We start from the raw sequence: 13,313 nt of genomic DNA on the forward strand, positions 1-13,313 counted from the left end.
GCCTTGCTGGGGCTGAATTCCACTGAACGGAAGTGAATTGTTTCAGCCAATCGTCATGCACCACACGATTGCTTTACCGCTGTGCTAGCGGCTTCGCTTCACGTTGCGTTTCGCCGACGAACAACTGGCGCGGACGGCCGATCTTTTGCTCCGGATCGGCGATCATTTCGTTCCACTGCGCAATCCAGCCGACCGTACGCGCCATCGCGAAGATGCACGTGAACATGGCGGTCGGAATACCCAGTGCGCGCTGCACGATACCCGAGTAAAAGTCCACGTTCGGGTACAGCTTGCGCGACACGAAGTACTCGTCTTCCAGCGCGATTTTTTCCAGCGCCATGGCCAGCTTGAACAGCGGGTCGTCGTGCAGGCCCAGTTCTTCCAGCACTTCGTGACAGGTTTCGCGCATCAGCTTCGCACGCGGGTCGTAGTTCTTGTAGACGCGGTGACCGAAACCCATCAGCTTCACGCCGGAGTCCTTGTCCTTCACCTTCGCGATGAATTCGGGGATGTTCTCGACCGAGCCGATTTCCTCCAGCATGTTCAGCGCGGCTTCGTTCGCGCCGCCGTGTGCCGGCCCCCACAAACACGCGATACCGGCCGCGATACACGCGAACGGATTCGCACCCGACGAACCGGCCAGACGCACCGTCGACGTCGACGCATTCTGTTCGTGGTCCGCGTGCAGGATCAGGATACGGTCGAGCGCGCGCACCAGCACGTCGTTGACCTCGTACTCCTCGGCGGGATTGGCGAACATCATGCGCATGAAATTCGCGCTGTACGACAACTCGTTCTTCGGATAAACGAACGGCTGGCCGACGGTGTACTTGTACGCCATCGCCACCAGCGTGGGCAGCTTCGCGATCATGCGCACCGCGGAAATGTCACGGTGCAGCGGATCGTTGATGTCGAGCGAGTCGTGATAGAACGCCGACAGCGCGCCGACGGCCGCCACCAGAATCGCCATGGGATGCGCGTCGCGACGGAAGCCGCGGAAGAAGAAATGCATCTGGTCATGCACCATCGTGTGCTGCGTGACGGTCTCGACGAATTCTTCCTTCTGCTGGGCGGTGGGCAGTTCGCCTTTCAGCAGCAGATAGCAGGTTTCGAGGAAGTCGGCATTCTGCGCCAGATTGTCGATCGGATAACCGCGATACAACAGCTCGCCCTTGTCACCGTCGATATACGTGATTTCCGAATTGCAGGCCGCCGTCGACATGAAGCCCGGGTCGTACGTGAACTTGCCGGTCTGGCCGTACAGCTTGCGGATGTCGATGACGTCCGGCCCGAGCGAGCCTTGATAGATCGGCAGATCGATAGTCTGGTCGCTGTCGGAAAAGCTCAGCGTTGCGTGTGTCTTCGAGTTCATCTACGCGTTCCTTTTACTGTCACATCGCACACGTGCCGGCATGCTCGATCGTCATAGCGTGCTATGACCGGGTTGGCATGCTCAGGCTCCGCTTCGCATTCTAAGGTCCAGAGAGGCCTTGATTGCGACGATTGACCGCAACAATCCATCTCGACAGGCGCAACATTCGTTGCCGCGAACGACGCTGAAAATCCGCGCCGGCAGGCTGCGCGTGCACGTGTCGTGCAACTATTTACACGTACCGCGGAAATGAAAGCTGGAGCGCGCGTTGCAACAATGTTTTGCGCCAGTCGGCGCTGCACCGGCGGAATCCATCTGCGATACTGGTCTCGTGTTTTTGCTTCCCTTGCAAACACATGCTGTCTTTGGCCCGCCGTTTGACGGCGGGCCTTTTTAATCGGCCAGAACAAAGGAAGGACCCGATGAACGCCTCTCTCGAAACGCTGTTTCCGGACCATGTCCACAACGAAGACAACATCGTCACTGCATTGAATCATCAGGACATCGTGGTCGCGTTGTCAGCAGCGCTCAAGACGCAAGATGTAGCGGTACTGCATATGCTCTACCCGCGCACCGACGCACGCACCCATCGCAGCCTGGACGCGCTCGTGGACGTATTGCACGGCCACGGTCTGCACGAAGTCGCGGATCTGATCGCGCGGGAAGCGCACTATCTGCTGTTCAAAGACCCGGTGAAAGCGTGGAAAGCGTTCCACGAAATCCGCAACGACTCGCTCGCGATCGGCGTGCATCTGTACTACCACGGTCTGGTTGGCGAAGCAGCGGAACTCGCGCTCGACAAAGACGCCCATCGCAAGGCTTGAGTTGTTGCCGGCTTGACGCGTGGCGCCCTCAAGCCGCGCCGATCGCACCGATAAACTCGTGCACATAGCGATTGAACGCCGACGGATGCGCCAGGTTCATCCCATGCGACGCGCCGCGCACCGTCTCGCGGCGCGCGTCCGGCAGCCATTCCTGCAGCGCGTCGGCCGCCCGGCGGAACATCAGCGGGCTCTTTTCGCCGTCGATCAATAAGACCGGGCAACGAATTTCCGCGGCTTCGTCGGGCACGTACGCCGGCAACGGATCGCGGAATTGACGCGCGAGCGTGTGCGCGTTGTCGGTCGCCATCTGCCGGAAACCCGGCGTGCTCATCGCCCAGAAACCCGGCCGGCTCACCGAATCGACGAACAGTTGCAAGCCGGCTTCCACGTCACCCGTTTCGATCAGTTGCGCGGCTTTGGCGCGTAACGCGTTGACCGTTTCCGGCAAGCTCGCGGGCGGACGCCCGGCAATCTGCAGCGGACCGCCCGGATCGGCGAGCGTCAACGTGCGTACTCGCTCAGGGTGACGTCGCGCGAAATGGTAGGCCACGCAGCCGCCGCGCGAATGCCCCACCACGTGCGCGGGCCCCATGTCGAAACGTTCGATGAATTCGGCGACCTCGTCCGCATGGTCGCTCCAGCTGAACGGCAGGCCGGGTTCGGTATCGGTCACGGGCCAGTAATGCGTGAGACTCACCGCGACGCAGCGGTAATGCTTCGACAGTCCCGCGAGTTGCGGTTGCCAGTAACGGAGATCGCACAGCGATCCGTGCACGAACAGCAGCAATTCGCCTTCGCCGGCTTCGACGTAAGGCATGCGCAAGCCGCTTTGGAGTTCGATAAAGGAAGACGGCGGGGACGAAGCGGAAACAGATTGATTCACGGGTGGTTCACGGACAGCGCGGCGACGCGCGGATTCAGCGTTGCCGGCTTGAAATTGAATTGAAAGAAAAGGCGGGTCCGCGTCCCTTCAATTGGGACGCGTCGCGTATTGTCACACAGCCGCTCGAACCGCGTGGCAGGCGTTCAACGCGATGCGACGACGCGGTCGATTCCACGCCGGCTCATTCGTACGCGAGTTCGTCGAGCAAACCGGCGCTCGCCGCCGCGCCCGCGCCGCGCACGGCGCAGGTCAACGGTTCGTCGGCGACGCGCACCTCGAGGCCGATTTCATTCGTCAGGCGGCGGCTCAGATTGCCCAGCAGCGCGCCGCCGCCGGTCAGCACGATGCCGTTGTTCGCAATGTCGGTCACCAGTTCGGCCGGCGCCTGTTCGAGGCCGCGCTTTACCGCGCCGATCACCTGCCGCAGCGGCCCTTCGATCGCATCGGCGATATCGTGGTTACTCAACTGGACCGTGCGCGGCAAGCCGTCGTCGACACTGCGGCCGGTCGCGTTCATGTGTTCGGCCGGCACGTCGCGGAGGGCCGAACCGATACTCTTCTTGACGTGCTCGGCGGTCTGCTCGCCGAGCAACACGCCGTACAGATTGCGCACGTAACTGATGATCGCCATGTCGAAGCTGTCGCCGCCGACGCGAATCGAACCGTTGTACGCCATGCCGCCGAGCGCGATCACACCGACTTCCGTGGTTCCGCCGCCGATATCCACCACCATCGAACCGGTCGCCTCCGACACCGGCAAGCCCGCGCCGACCGCCGACGCCAGCGATTCGCCGATCAGGCTCACCTTCCACGCTCCCGCCGCAACCGCCGCTTCCTTGATCGCGCGACGTTCGACCTGAGTCGCGCCGGCCGGCACGCACAGCGTAAACGCGGCGCGGCGGCTAAACAGCGGCCGCGGCCGCGCCATGTCGACGAATTGGCGAATCATGTGTTCGGCGGCGGAGAAGTCGGCGATCACGCCGTGACGCATCGGCCGTACGGCTTCGAGATTGCGCGGCGCGCGGCCGAGCAGTTGACGCGCCTGAGTGCCGACCGCGGCGACGCGTTGCGGCCCGGAAGCCGGCTGTTTCTCGAAGCAGACGACGGACGGCTGATTCAGCACGATGCCGCCGTCGTCGGTATAGATCAGGGTATTGGCCGTGCCGAGGTCCACCGCCACGGAATGACGGAACAGGCGATCGAAAAGCGGGTAATGCGGCGTCGGTTTGGCCATAAGAAGGCTCTGTTGTGTCGTTATCCGCCCATACCGGGCAGTCTGAAAAGTGCGCCCCCGGTCACCCGAGCCGCGTGGCACGCCCAGCAGGACGTAACGCGGTCCGCGCGGCGGGGGTGATTTTCATGCTAATGAGCTATTAACGGCAAGCAGATCGAATTCTTTAGGGCCACTTTTCAATCGGGGTCGTGTCGGCCGCGCGACAAAGCGCCCAAGGCATGCTCCAGCGCCTCCTGGCCGAGCGCCACGCCGTCCGCATTTATCGTATGACCAATGCCGGGCAGCGCGTAGGCGTCGACCGGATAGCCGGCGTTGCTGAAGGTGTCGGCGGCGTATTCCAGTGCCTCGATCGGGATCACTTCGTCGTCTTCGCCATGGATCAGCGTGAGCGGCGTGCCGTTGTGTTCAGCGATCGCCGACGCGAGCCGGCCCGAATACCCGACCACGCCGGCCGCGCCCTCCGCGCTGCTCGCCACGTGATGCATCGCCATGATCGAGCCTTGCGAGAAGCCGACCAGTGCAAGCCGGTCGAAAGCCACGTGCCAGTGCGCCAGTTCGGCGTCGAGCACGGCGCGCAGTGCCGGATAGGCGGCGGCCACGCGCGCTTCGCGGTTGCCTTCGTTGACCTCGCGCAGGCTGAACCATTGGCGGCCGCCGAAGCCGCCGTCGAACGCCTCGGTACCGTCGAGCGAGGTGAACGCGATATCCGGCAGACTCTCGCTCCAGATGTCCGCGAGCGGCATCAGATCGCGCGCGTTGCTGCCGACACCGTGCAACAACACGACGAGACCCTTGGCCGGCGCCGTTGCCGGTGCGCGCCGCCAGCCGTGTTCGAATTGCTCCCAGGCCATGTCCGATTCCTCGTTTCGCTGATGTTTCAGGTTGTGGGGTGCCGCACACGACGGCCTCGCCTTGCGGCCTGCCGGCCGGTTCCCGTACGGCTTCAGCCGCGAGCATACGCTGCCGGACCGGTTTGCGCCGCCTTGTCTGCGGAGTTCGACGACGTCCGGGCATGATTGCAGGTATGCTTTTGCGAGCACCCGGCCGGCCTGCCGCGGCGCCCGCCGCACGGGCGTGGCAGCCCATCTGCGCCGGCCCGCCGCCGCATCCCGATCTGGAGAATCCGTTGAGCCAGCCCTCGTCCGCGCCTGCCTCGGCGTCACCGCCGCCGCCCGCACCGCCGCCACCGCTGCAAGGCGGCCGCCTGGTGCTGGCGACCATCGCCGTCGCGCTCGCCACGTTCATGAACGTGCTCGACACGTCGATCGCGAACGTTGCGATCCCAACCATCTCCGGCAATCTCGGCGTCTCGGTCGACGAAGGCACGTGGGTCATCACCGTGTTCGCCGCGGCCAATGCCGTATCGATTCCGCTGACCGGCTGGCTCACGCAACGCATCGGCCAGGTGAAGCTGTTCGTCGGCGCGATTCTCTCGTTCGTGCTGGCTTCCTGGTTGTGCGGCATCGCGCCGACGCTGCCTGTTTTGCTGCTCGCGCGGATCTTCCAGGGCGCGGTGGCCGGCCCGTTGATTCCACTGTCGCAAGCCATTCTGCTCGGCTCGTATCCGAAGGAGAAATCGTCCACCGCGCTCGCGCTCTGGGCGATGACCGCGACCGTCGGACCGATCGCGGGTCCGGCGCTCGGCGGCTGGATCACGGATAGTTATAGCTGGTCGTGGATCTTCTATATCAACATTCCGGTCGGCATTTTCGCGGCCGGCGTGACGTGGATGATCTATCGCACGCGCGAATCGCCCACCCGCAAGCCGCCTATCGACGTGGTGGGACTCGGCCTGCTGATCACCTGGGTGGCGTCGCTGCAGATCATGCTCGACAAAGGCAAGGACCTCGACTGGTTTTCGTCGCCGGTGATCGTGATTCTCGGCATTACCGCGCTGATCAGTTTCGCGTTCTTCCTCGTGTGGGAATTGACCGAAGAAAATCCGATCGTCGACCTGCGGCTGTTCCAGCAACGCAATTTTCTCGGTGGCACGATTGCGATTTCGGTGGCGTATGGCGTGTTCTTCGGCAACCTCGTGCTGCTGCCGCAATGGATGCAGGAGTACCTGAACTACCGCTCGGTGGATGCCGGTCTCGTCACCGCGCCGCTCGGCGTGTTCGCGGTGCTGCTCGCGCCGGTCATGGGCCGTGTGCTGCCGCGCTCGGACGCACGTGTGATCGCCACGCTGGCGTTTATCGGTTTTGCGATCGTGTTTTACATGCGCTCGAAGTACGTGGTCGAAATCGATACGTGGCACCTGGTGCTGCCCACGCTGCTGCAAGGCATTCCGATGGCGTTGTTCTTCGTGCCGCTGACGTCGATCATTCTGTCGGGCCAGCCGCCCGGCAAGATTCCGGCCGCCGCGGGTTTGTCGAACTTCGCACGGGTGTTTTGCGGTGCGGTGGGCACGTCGATCGCGGGTAACGAGTGGAACAACCGGACGGTGCTGCATCATGAACGGCTCACCGAGCAGGCGTCCGTCACCAACCCGGTGTTCAATCAGCAGATCGACTCGACCCAGTCGCTGCTGCATCTGAATACGCAATCGGCGCACGCGCTGTTCGACTTCACCGTCAACACGCAAGCGGCGATGATGGGCCTGAACGATATTTTCTTCGTGTCGGCGGTGATCTTCATTCTGATCATTCCGCTCATCTGGATCACGCGGCCGGCCAAGGGCGGCGGCGGTGCGGATGCGGCGGGCGCGCATTGAGGGTGAGCGTCGACCCCGGTGTCAACCTCAGCGTCACCCGGCGCGGAAGTAACGCGCTGGCGTGTCGCCGAAAACATCGCGGAATACGGCGATAAACGACGACACGTCCTGGTAACCCACGTCGAGCGCCACCTGCGTGACGCTTGCACCGGCGCCCAGGTGCTCCAGCGCGACCAGCAGGCGCAATTGCTGACGCCACTGACCGAAGGTCTGCCCCGTTTCCTTGACGAACAAACGCGCCGCCGTGCGCGCGGTGACGCCCGCGCTCGCGGCCAACTCGTCGAGTACTGCGGACTGCGTCGGCTCGGCGCTCAACGCCTCGGCAATCTGCCGGATGCGTGGGTCGCGCGGCCAGGTCAAACCGAGCGGCGCGGCAGGCACCTGCGCGAGGCGATCCAGCAGCACTTGCAAAAGGCGTTTGGCGGGTTCGTCGTAGGGTTGTGGGTGATCGGATAGTTCGGCGGCTGCGGCGGCCAATAACGCTTGCACCAACGGATCGGGCGCGAGCGCGCCGCTGTGCGACGGCAGCGGCGCGGCGTCCGTGTCGACGTACAGCGAAACATATTGCACCGGACGGCTGGCGGACAGGCAGTGCAGCGTGCCGGCCGTTATCCATACCGCGTGGCCCGGCGGCACCACCCAGTGCGCCGTTTCCGTGCGCACCGTCAGCACGCCTGCGCCGACGTGGATCAAGCGCACGCGCCGACAGGCTCGCCAAGGTTCGTCGAGCGCGTCGTGGCGCTCGCCGGTCACGAACGGCGTCGGCTCGATGAAGTCCGGATCGAAGGCTTGCATCAGGCGTCCGTTTTGCCCGGCCATGGGTGGAAAGGCAGCAAGATTAGCATAGGCGAAGCGGCCTCCTGCCCCACACATGTGCGACCCGGACGCGCTGCCCGGACGTCTGCCATTCGCGCCGGCTTGCCAGTAGAATCGCGGCTTCAACGGTCCGAGCCCAATGAACTACGCATCCATCCTCGAACAGATTCATCGCGATCTGCAGCCTTATCTGGGCACCGGCAAGGTCGCCGATTACATTCCCGAACTCGCCAACGTCCCTGCCGACAGCTTCGGCATGGCGATCGTGACGGCGTCGGGCGAAGTGTTCCGCACCGGCGAAGCCGATACACGCTTTTCGATTCAAAGCATCTCCAAGCTGTTCGCCTGCACGATGGCGTTCCGGCTGCTCGGCGACGCGCTCTGGCAACGAGTGGGACGCGAGCCGTCCGGCAACGCGTTCAATTCGCTGGTGCAACTCGAGGCCGAGCAAGGCAAACCGCGCAATCCGTTCATCAACGCCGGCGCGCTGGTCGTCACCGACGTGTTGTGCCGCCGCTTCGTGCAAGCCGAAACCGCGCTGGTCGAATTCATGCGACGGCTGACCGGCGAGACCGGCATCGACTACGACCTGCGCGTCGCGCAATCGGAGTTGCAGCACGCGCACCGCAACCGCGCGATGGCGCATTTCATGGCGAGCTTCGGCAACATGGAGATGCCGCCGGAGGTGGTGATCGACGCGTACTGCCGTCAATGCGCGATCTCGATGAGTTGTGTCGAGCTCGCGAAAGCGGCGCTGTTTCTGACTAACCATGGCGTGGTGCCGGCTACGGGCGAGCGGATTCTGGATACCAGTTCGGCCAAGCGGCTTTCGGCATTGATGCTGACCTGCGGCACCTACGACGCGGCGGGCGACTTCGTCTACCGGGTCGGCTTGCCGGCTAAAAGCGGCGTGGGCGGCGGCATCGTGGCGGTGCTGCCGGGCGAGATGGCCGTGTGCGTGTGGTCGCCGGGGTTGGATAGCAATGGGAATTCGCTGGCGGGGGTCATGGCGCTCGAGTGGTTGACCACGTTTACCGGGCAGTCGATTTTTTGATTTCACCGACACCGGCAGCCAACCCGGGTGCTTCCGCCGATCGTCTCAATGGCGCGCCGCGCTTGCGGCCGAGCGTCGGGTAACGCGCGCCGTCGCAGCATAGTCACGCCATTGCCCAGCGTTAGCAACGCCTCGCGGAGCCGTATCGCTAATAGCGCACGACAAAGTCTGCGGGAAAACACGGCTCCCAGGCCCATGGTTTCGTTGCAGCTAAGGCTGACCGCAGCGTTCCAGCCCGAAGACGGCCCGAATCAACGGCTCAGCTTCTTGAGGTCGTCCGGTTTCCACACCTTGTCGAAGAACGGTTGCGTCGGACCGTAGAGCCGCACAATCGCAAAGAAGCCTTTCCTGGGAATGGTCCGGATGTAGTTCTGCGCACCAACGGGCCTGGTGGGGCCGAAATAAATGTCGATGGAGCCGTCGGGATTTTTCGACGGCTGGTCCATCGTATTGATGGATGGGAAGGGTTGGCCGTTGTTCAGGCCCGACCCACTCCATCCGTCATATGCGGTGACGGACCAAAAAATCGCAGCGGGAATATCGGGCGGCAGATGCAGCTTGTAGCTGTTTTCTCCCATCAACAGGCTGCCGTCGGCGTCGCGGAACGCAACGGGATATTTCGCGCCGACATTCACCATATTCACCGCCATGCCAGGGCTCGCGGAATAAGCAAAAGTAAAAAATCCCGTGCGCTGGTCGATGTAATTGAATGTGGGCGACGTGAAATCGGCGTTGCCCGGGAAAACATTCAGATACTGCCGGTCCGGATAATATTTCGGCGCCGCACCGTTTGCCGGCGGTGCGACCGCAACCACGCGTGCCATCTTCGCGGCTGTCCGGGCTGCTTCGTCGAGAATTTTCTTCGAACGGTCGTCCGGGGTGAACGGCTGTCCTTTGACAATGCCGAGGCTGCTCAGCATCCCTCGCATTTCCATATCGGCCGGGTCCGGATACTCGCTGTCGATGAAGCGCTTGAGCATGTCGAAGGCGCTGCCGTCGGTCGGATAGAGCATGTCGACGGGAACGCCGGACGCATCGGGGAACTGCATGGGCTTCGCCGACGCTTGCTGTCCGAGCGGATAAATCTTCGTCTGCTCGAGAACGCTAACCGGAGCTTCGAGTTGTTTCGGGTCCTTGAAGAAGCCGCGCCAGAAAACGAACACGCCATTGGTACGGGGCCGATACACGAAGTAGCCCTCCGGCACATCACCTTTGAATCCGGGAGGCAGCAGCAGGTATTGGCCACCCTTCCCCTTGTCAGGGCCTGGAAGACCCACATCGCCGCACCAGGTATGTCCGTCGGTCTGTGGACCACAAATGGGACGCTGGAAGAAATCATCCAGAATGCCCTGAAGCCCCGGCGGCACCTCGATTACGATGGGCCCATCTTTTGCCAGGTCGAGATAACCCAGCGCATAAATGACGTCGGAATTCGGCGTGGTAATAAGCGTCGCCGCATTCAGGCGCTGCTTGAAAATGGGCAGGACGTTGTAGCCGGCGCCAAAGCGCTTTTCGGAGCCCTCTTTCATCGCATAGACGTTGAGTGCCGGGAGCGCCCACAGGTAGGACTGAACCGCGCGCTGGAACAGCCACTCGTCCTGCAAAGGCTGCACCGATTTTTGCGCCGGGTAGCCGCCGGGAAAAGGAAGATTGGCAAGGTCACTGTAGTGGGTGGCCTGAGCGAGAGCCACGGTGCTTGCGCTAATCGAAGTAGCACACGCAATCAGACGGATTTGTCTTTTCATCGATACTCTCCCGTTCCCGAAAAGTCACTGCGCTGCGGCTGCAACCGGTGGTGGCGTCCACGTTCCGTCCAGTGCCGCCGGTAGCGGCCAGTAAGCGCGAATGTAGAGCGAGAAATCTTCGCTGGCTGGAGATGGCAGCCAGTTCGCACGTTTGTCACCCTCGGGTGGCGTGCTCTGGATATAGATGGTCAACGAGCCGTCAGCGTTAAACTTCAAATCCTTGTTCTTCGTGCCTATCGAATAGCGTTTGATGTCGTTGGGCACGAAGAAATGGTGAGCGTTATACAAGGTCAACGACCAGAACCCCTTCACTGGCGGCGTCGCTCCTTTTGCAAACGTCACCGTGTAGGCATGGGCGCCGCTAAGTCGTTGCCCCGAGCTGTCGCTGTCCAGATAGAAGTATTTGGTCTCATTGCTCCTGTTGACCAGAATGTTCGACCTTGCCACGGCCGTGCGCGTGAAGTAATCGGTGCCAAACTCAGCGCCATTGCTGATGGTGTTCCAGTGATTGGCCAACGGTTTGCCAAACGCGTTGAAGTTCAGCAGTGGCGAGATGACCTCGGCTTCTGTTTTCCTGCTTTCGTCCACGATAGCCGTCTTGATGGCTGGACTCTGGCGCGCGGCGGCCACGAGGCTGGCGGCCTGGGCATAGATGGCAGCCTCTCCCGGCATGGGCGGGGCAGCTTTCAGAACCAGGGGCAACTCGTCCCAGAATTTGTCGGGGTCGACAAACCGGATTTCCCCTTCTCCGCTGCCCCCTTCCTGACCGAGCGTCGGCAGCGCGGACCAGTCGGTCAATCTCGCGGTACCCGTGAAGTCAGCGAGCGGATAGACGCCCAGCCCGTTGATGACCGGCTGGATGGCCAGGCGGTCGTCCTGCGTGTCGTCCATGAAGACCCGGGGAATGACGAGCCCCGTCGACGTCGTCGAGCGAAACACCCTCGTGATGCCCTTGGGTATCGCGCCCTTCCAGTGAGGTCCCACCAGAAGATAGAAGCCCGGTTTGGTGCCATACATCTTGCCGAGGCTTGCAAAACTGTCGGTGCGGGTATCGACAACCTGGATGACCCAGAACCTGCTTCCAAAATCGGGAACCTGAACCACGACAGGCGAAGCACCCAGGTCGAGTATCGCGGACCCGTAGACCACATCCTGGTTCGGGCAGGCCACGAAACGCTCGGCAGGCTCGATGTAGTTGTGCAACATGGCGAGCCGGTTGGGCGGTCCAAGCGGCACGATACCTTCGTTAAGTCCCGGATGAGGCACCTGCCTCGCGGCAAGCAGCCGGTTATAGACGTTCGTCATGGGCCATGCCCACGTATAGACCGCTCGCGCCATTGTGCGGGCATACGCTTCCGACATGACGTAACCCTCGACGGGTCCAGGCACCACCTGAGTTTGTGGCTCTGCAGTCTCGTGGGCCGCTGCCGACGCACCGGCTGCGGCACATGCCAATACCGCAATAGCGGCCGCTCGCAAACTCCGACTTCTAACGATTTTCATGTCACTTCCCGAAGGTCATGTTCAGGCCGGCGAATATCTGCCATTTCGGCACATTGCCGGAATGCGCTACCGAATACTGCGGTTCAATAAAAACGTTGTAGATGGTCGCGCCGCTTTTCCAGGCCTTCCCGCCGCCAAGTCCGACGGGGAGGTAGTACGCGCCGTGCTGGAGGTCGAAGGTCCACGTACCGGTCGAGCGTATGTACCAGCCCTGCGGCATGTTCCAGATGAGAAAAGGCTGCGCGGTCAAGGACTGAACGGCCGGCCGGTCGCTTTGCCCTGCAAACGAGTGTTGCCACTGAACCAGCGCGCCCAGAAGCCGCTGCTTGTTCGCGTTGACAACGACGGCCGCCAGACCGGCCTGCCACTTTCCGGTGCCAAGCGTCGGGTCGGTCGCAGTAGGCATCGTGATGAGCGGACCGACGCCGATCTGCGTCTCGCCGCTGTGCAGCAGAAAAATGTCGAAGAGGTTAATGTCGCCAAGGCCCGTGTTATAGCCGCCGCTCGGGTCAGGACGGGTGCTGACGGGCACCGTCATCCGGAAGATTTGCGGCACCGGGATCAGACCGTTCGGGCCGATCGGTATGGTTGGACGCAAAAGGAAATCGTTGGTCTGGCTGCTTACGCCAAACAGACTCGGCGTATAGAAATTCTGGAGATTGAACGAGGCGGCCAGGTTGAGCGGGTTATTACTCTTGTTCGCGTCTTCGGCGGCGCTCTGGGAGAAACCAGCAACGGAATAGAATGCAAACAGAAAGAAAATCGCAAAATGCTTTGCCATATCCGATCCCGTTATGGTTAAGCAATAAACCAAGCTTGGCCATGCATTTAAATATGCATTTCCACCGAATTAGCAATTACGTTTGCGGCATGCAAACGAACACGATTTCAGAAGCTGGGCGCGCCATCTCAAAGCATTCGACACGATGCCTGGTAGCGCGGCCCGAGTCGACACGATGGCAAGTGGCGAGGCTAACCGACAATTAAAACAGGCAAGTGTGCAACTCAGGTTAGCAAACGAACTTCCGAAGAGCAAGACGATTTTTTAAGCAAAACGAAAGGCAGCACCAAAAATTCTTTATTGAAAAACAGTTCGGTGACTATCAAGTGTCTCTTAAACATTAATTTTTTATATACGCAGACACAAGCGTGTGATTCTCGATTATTCA

11 protein-coding genes are annotated in these 13,313 nt (G+C 61.7%); 3 read left to right on the forward strand and 8 right to left on the reverse strand.

The window, feature by feature from the left end; genetic code table 11:
• Window positions 1-73: 73 nt before the first annotated feature.
• Window positions 74-1,372, reverse strand: coding sequence for a citrate synthase (gene gltA / locus BX591_RS14170; RefSeq protein ID WP_111932065.1), 1,299 nt, complete (start codon window positions 1,370-1,372; stop codon window positions 74-76).
• Between the two features lie 422 nt (window positions 1,373-1,794).
• Between gltA and BX591_RS14175 the strand changes: the two genes are divergently transcribed.
• Window positions 1,795-2,196: a hypothetical protein gene (locus BX591_RS14175; RefSeq protein WP_111932066.1), complete on the forward strand. Its 402-nt coding sequence runs from the start codon at window positions 1,795-1,797 to the stop codon at window positions 2,194-2,196.
• Between the two features lie 28 nt (window positions 2,197-2,224).
• Here BX591_RS14175 and BX591_RS14180 read toward each other — a convergent pair whose 3' ends face one another.
• The 3 genes from BX591_RS14180 to BX591_RS14190 all read right to left on the reverse strand — a co-directional run bounded on the left by BX591_RS14180 (window position 2,225) and on the right by BX591_RS14190 (window position 5,164).
• Window positions 2,225-3,013 carry an alpha/beta fold hydrolase gene (locus tag BX591_RS14180; RefSeq protein WP_111932067.1) on the reverse strand — a complete coding sequence of 263 codons (789 nt, stop codon included), beginning with the start codon at window positions 3,011-3,013 and terminating at the stop codon, window positions 2,225-2,227.
• Between the two features lie 247 nt (window positions 3,014-3,260).
• Window positions 3,261-4,313 (reverse strand): rod shape-determining protein, encoded by a 1,053-nt coding sequence (gene mreB / locus BX591_RS14185; protein ID WP_111932068.1) that lies wholly within the window; start codon window positions 4,311-4,313, stop codon window positions 3,261-3,263.
• Window positions 4,314-4,489: 176 nt separating this feature from the next.
• Window positions 4,490-5,164 carry an alpha/beta hydrolase gene (locus BX591_RS14190; protein WP_111932069.1) on the reverse strand — a complete coding sequence of 225 codons (675 nt, stop codon included), beginning with the start codon at window positions 5,162-5,164 and terminating at the stop codon, window positions 4,490-4,492.
• Window positions 5,165-5,439: 275 nt separating this feature from the next.
• Between BX591_RS14190 and BX591_RS14195 the strand changes: the two genes are divergently transcribed.
• Window positions 5,440-7,026: a DHA2 family efflux MFS transporter permease subunit gene (locus BX591_RS14195; RefSeq protein WP_111932165.1), complete on the forward strand. Its 1,587-nt coding sequence runs from the start codon at window positions 5,440-5,442 to the stop codon at window positions 7,024-7,026.
• A gap of 33 nt (window positions 7,027-7,059) precedes the next feature.
• Here BX591_RS14195 and BX591_RS14200 read toward each other — a convergent pair whose 3' ends face one another.
• The gene (locus tag BX591_RS14200; protein ID WP_111932166.1) at window positions 7,060-7,824 is read right to left on the reverse strand and encodes an AraC family transcriptional regulator; all 765 of its coding nucleotides are present in this window, start codon (window positions 7,822-7,824) and stop codon (window positions 7,060-7,062) included.
• Window positions 7,825-7,981: 157 nt separating this feature from the next.
• Between BX591_RS14200 and BX591_RS14205 the strand changes: the two genes are divergently transcribed.
• Window positions 7,982-8,896 carry a glutaminase gene (locus BX591_RS14205; protein ID WP_111932070.1) on the forward strand — a complete coding sequence of 305 codons (915 nt, stop codon included), beginning with the start codon at window positions 7,982-7,984 and terminating at the stop codon, window positions 8,894-8,896.
• Window positions 8,897-9,147: 251 nt separating this feature from the next.
• Here the strand turns inward: BX591_RS14205 and BX591_RS14210 are convergent, their stop codons facing one another.
• From BX591_RS14210 to BX591_RS14220, 3 genes are all read right to left on the reverse strand, one after another.
• Window positions 9,148-10,641 carry a DUF1254 domain-containing protein gene (locus BX591_RS14210; RefSeq protein WP_111932071.1) on the reverse strand — a complete coding sequence of 498 codons (1,494 nt, stop codon included), beginning with the start codon at window positions 10,639-10,641 and terminating at the stop codon, window positions 9,148-9,150.
• 24 nt (window positions 10,642-10,665) lie between these two features.
• Window positions 10,666-11,946 carry a DUF1254 domain-containing protein gene (locus BX591_RS14215; RefSeq protein ID WP_244146965.1) on the reverse strand — a complete coding sequence of 427 codons (1,281 nt, stop codon included), beginning with the start codon at window positions 11,944-11,946 and terminating at the stop codon, window positions 10,666-10,668.
• Between the two features lie 199 nt (window positions 11,947-12,145).
• Window positions 12,146-12,925 carry a hypothetical protein gene (locus BX591_RS14220; RefSeq protein WP_111932073.1) on the reverse strand — a complete coding sequence of 260 codons (780 nt, stop codon included), beginning with the start codon at window positions 12,923-12,925 and terminating at the stop codon, window positions 12,146-12,148.
• Window positions 12,926-13,313: the final 388 nt, after the last annotated feature.

Source organism: Paraburkholderia bryophila, assembly GCF_003269035.1.
Lineage (GTDB): Bacteria > Pseudomonadota > Gammaproteobacteria > Burkholderiales > Burkholderiaceae > Paraburkholderia > Paraburkholderia bryophila.

Coding starts and splice junctions, on each gene's coding strand:
- gltA (WP_111932065.1), bottom strand. CDS start 1,372: ATGAACTCGAAGACACACGCAACGCTGAGCTTTTCCGACAGCGACCAG.
- BX591_RS14220 (WP_111932073.1), bottom strand. CDS start 12,925: ATGGCAAAGCATTTTGCGATTTTCTTTCTGTTTGCATTCTATTCCGTT.
- BX591_RS14175 (WP_111932066.1), top strand. CDS start 1,795: ATGAACGCCTCTCTCGAAACGCTGTTTCCGGACCATGTCCACAACGAA.
- BX591_RS14190 (WP_111932069.1), bottom strand. CDS start 5,164: ATGGCCTGGGAGCAATTCGAACACGGCTGGCGGCGCGCACCGGCAACG.
- BX591_RS14215 (WP_244146965.1), bottom strand. CDS start 11,946: ATGACGAACGTCTATAACCGGCTGCTTGCCGCGAGGCAGGTGCCTCAT.
- BX591_RS14205 (WP_111932070.1), top strand. CDS start 7,982: ATGAACTACGCATCCATCCTCGAACAGATTCATCGCGATCTGCAGCCT.
- BX591_RS14180 (WP_111932067.1), bottom strand. CDS start 3,013: ATGCCTTACGTCGAAGCCGGCGAAGGCGAATTGCTGCTGTTCGTGCAC.
- BX591_RS14210 (WP_111932071.1), bottom strand. CDS start 10,641: ATGAAAAGACAAATCCGTCTGATTGCGTGTGCTACTTCGATTAGCGCA.
- mreB (WP_111932068.1), bottom strand. CDS start 4,313: ATGGCCAAACCGACGCCGCATTACCCGCTTTTCGATCGCCTGTTCCGT.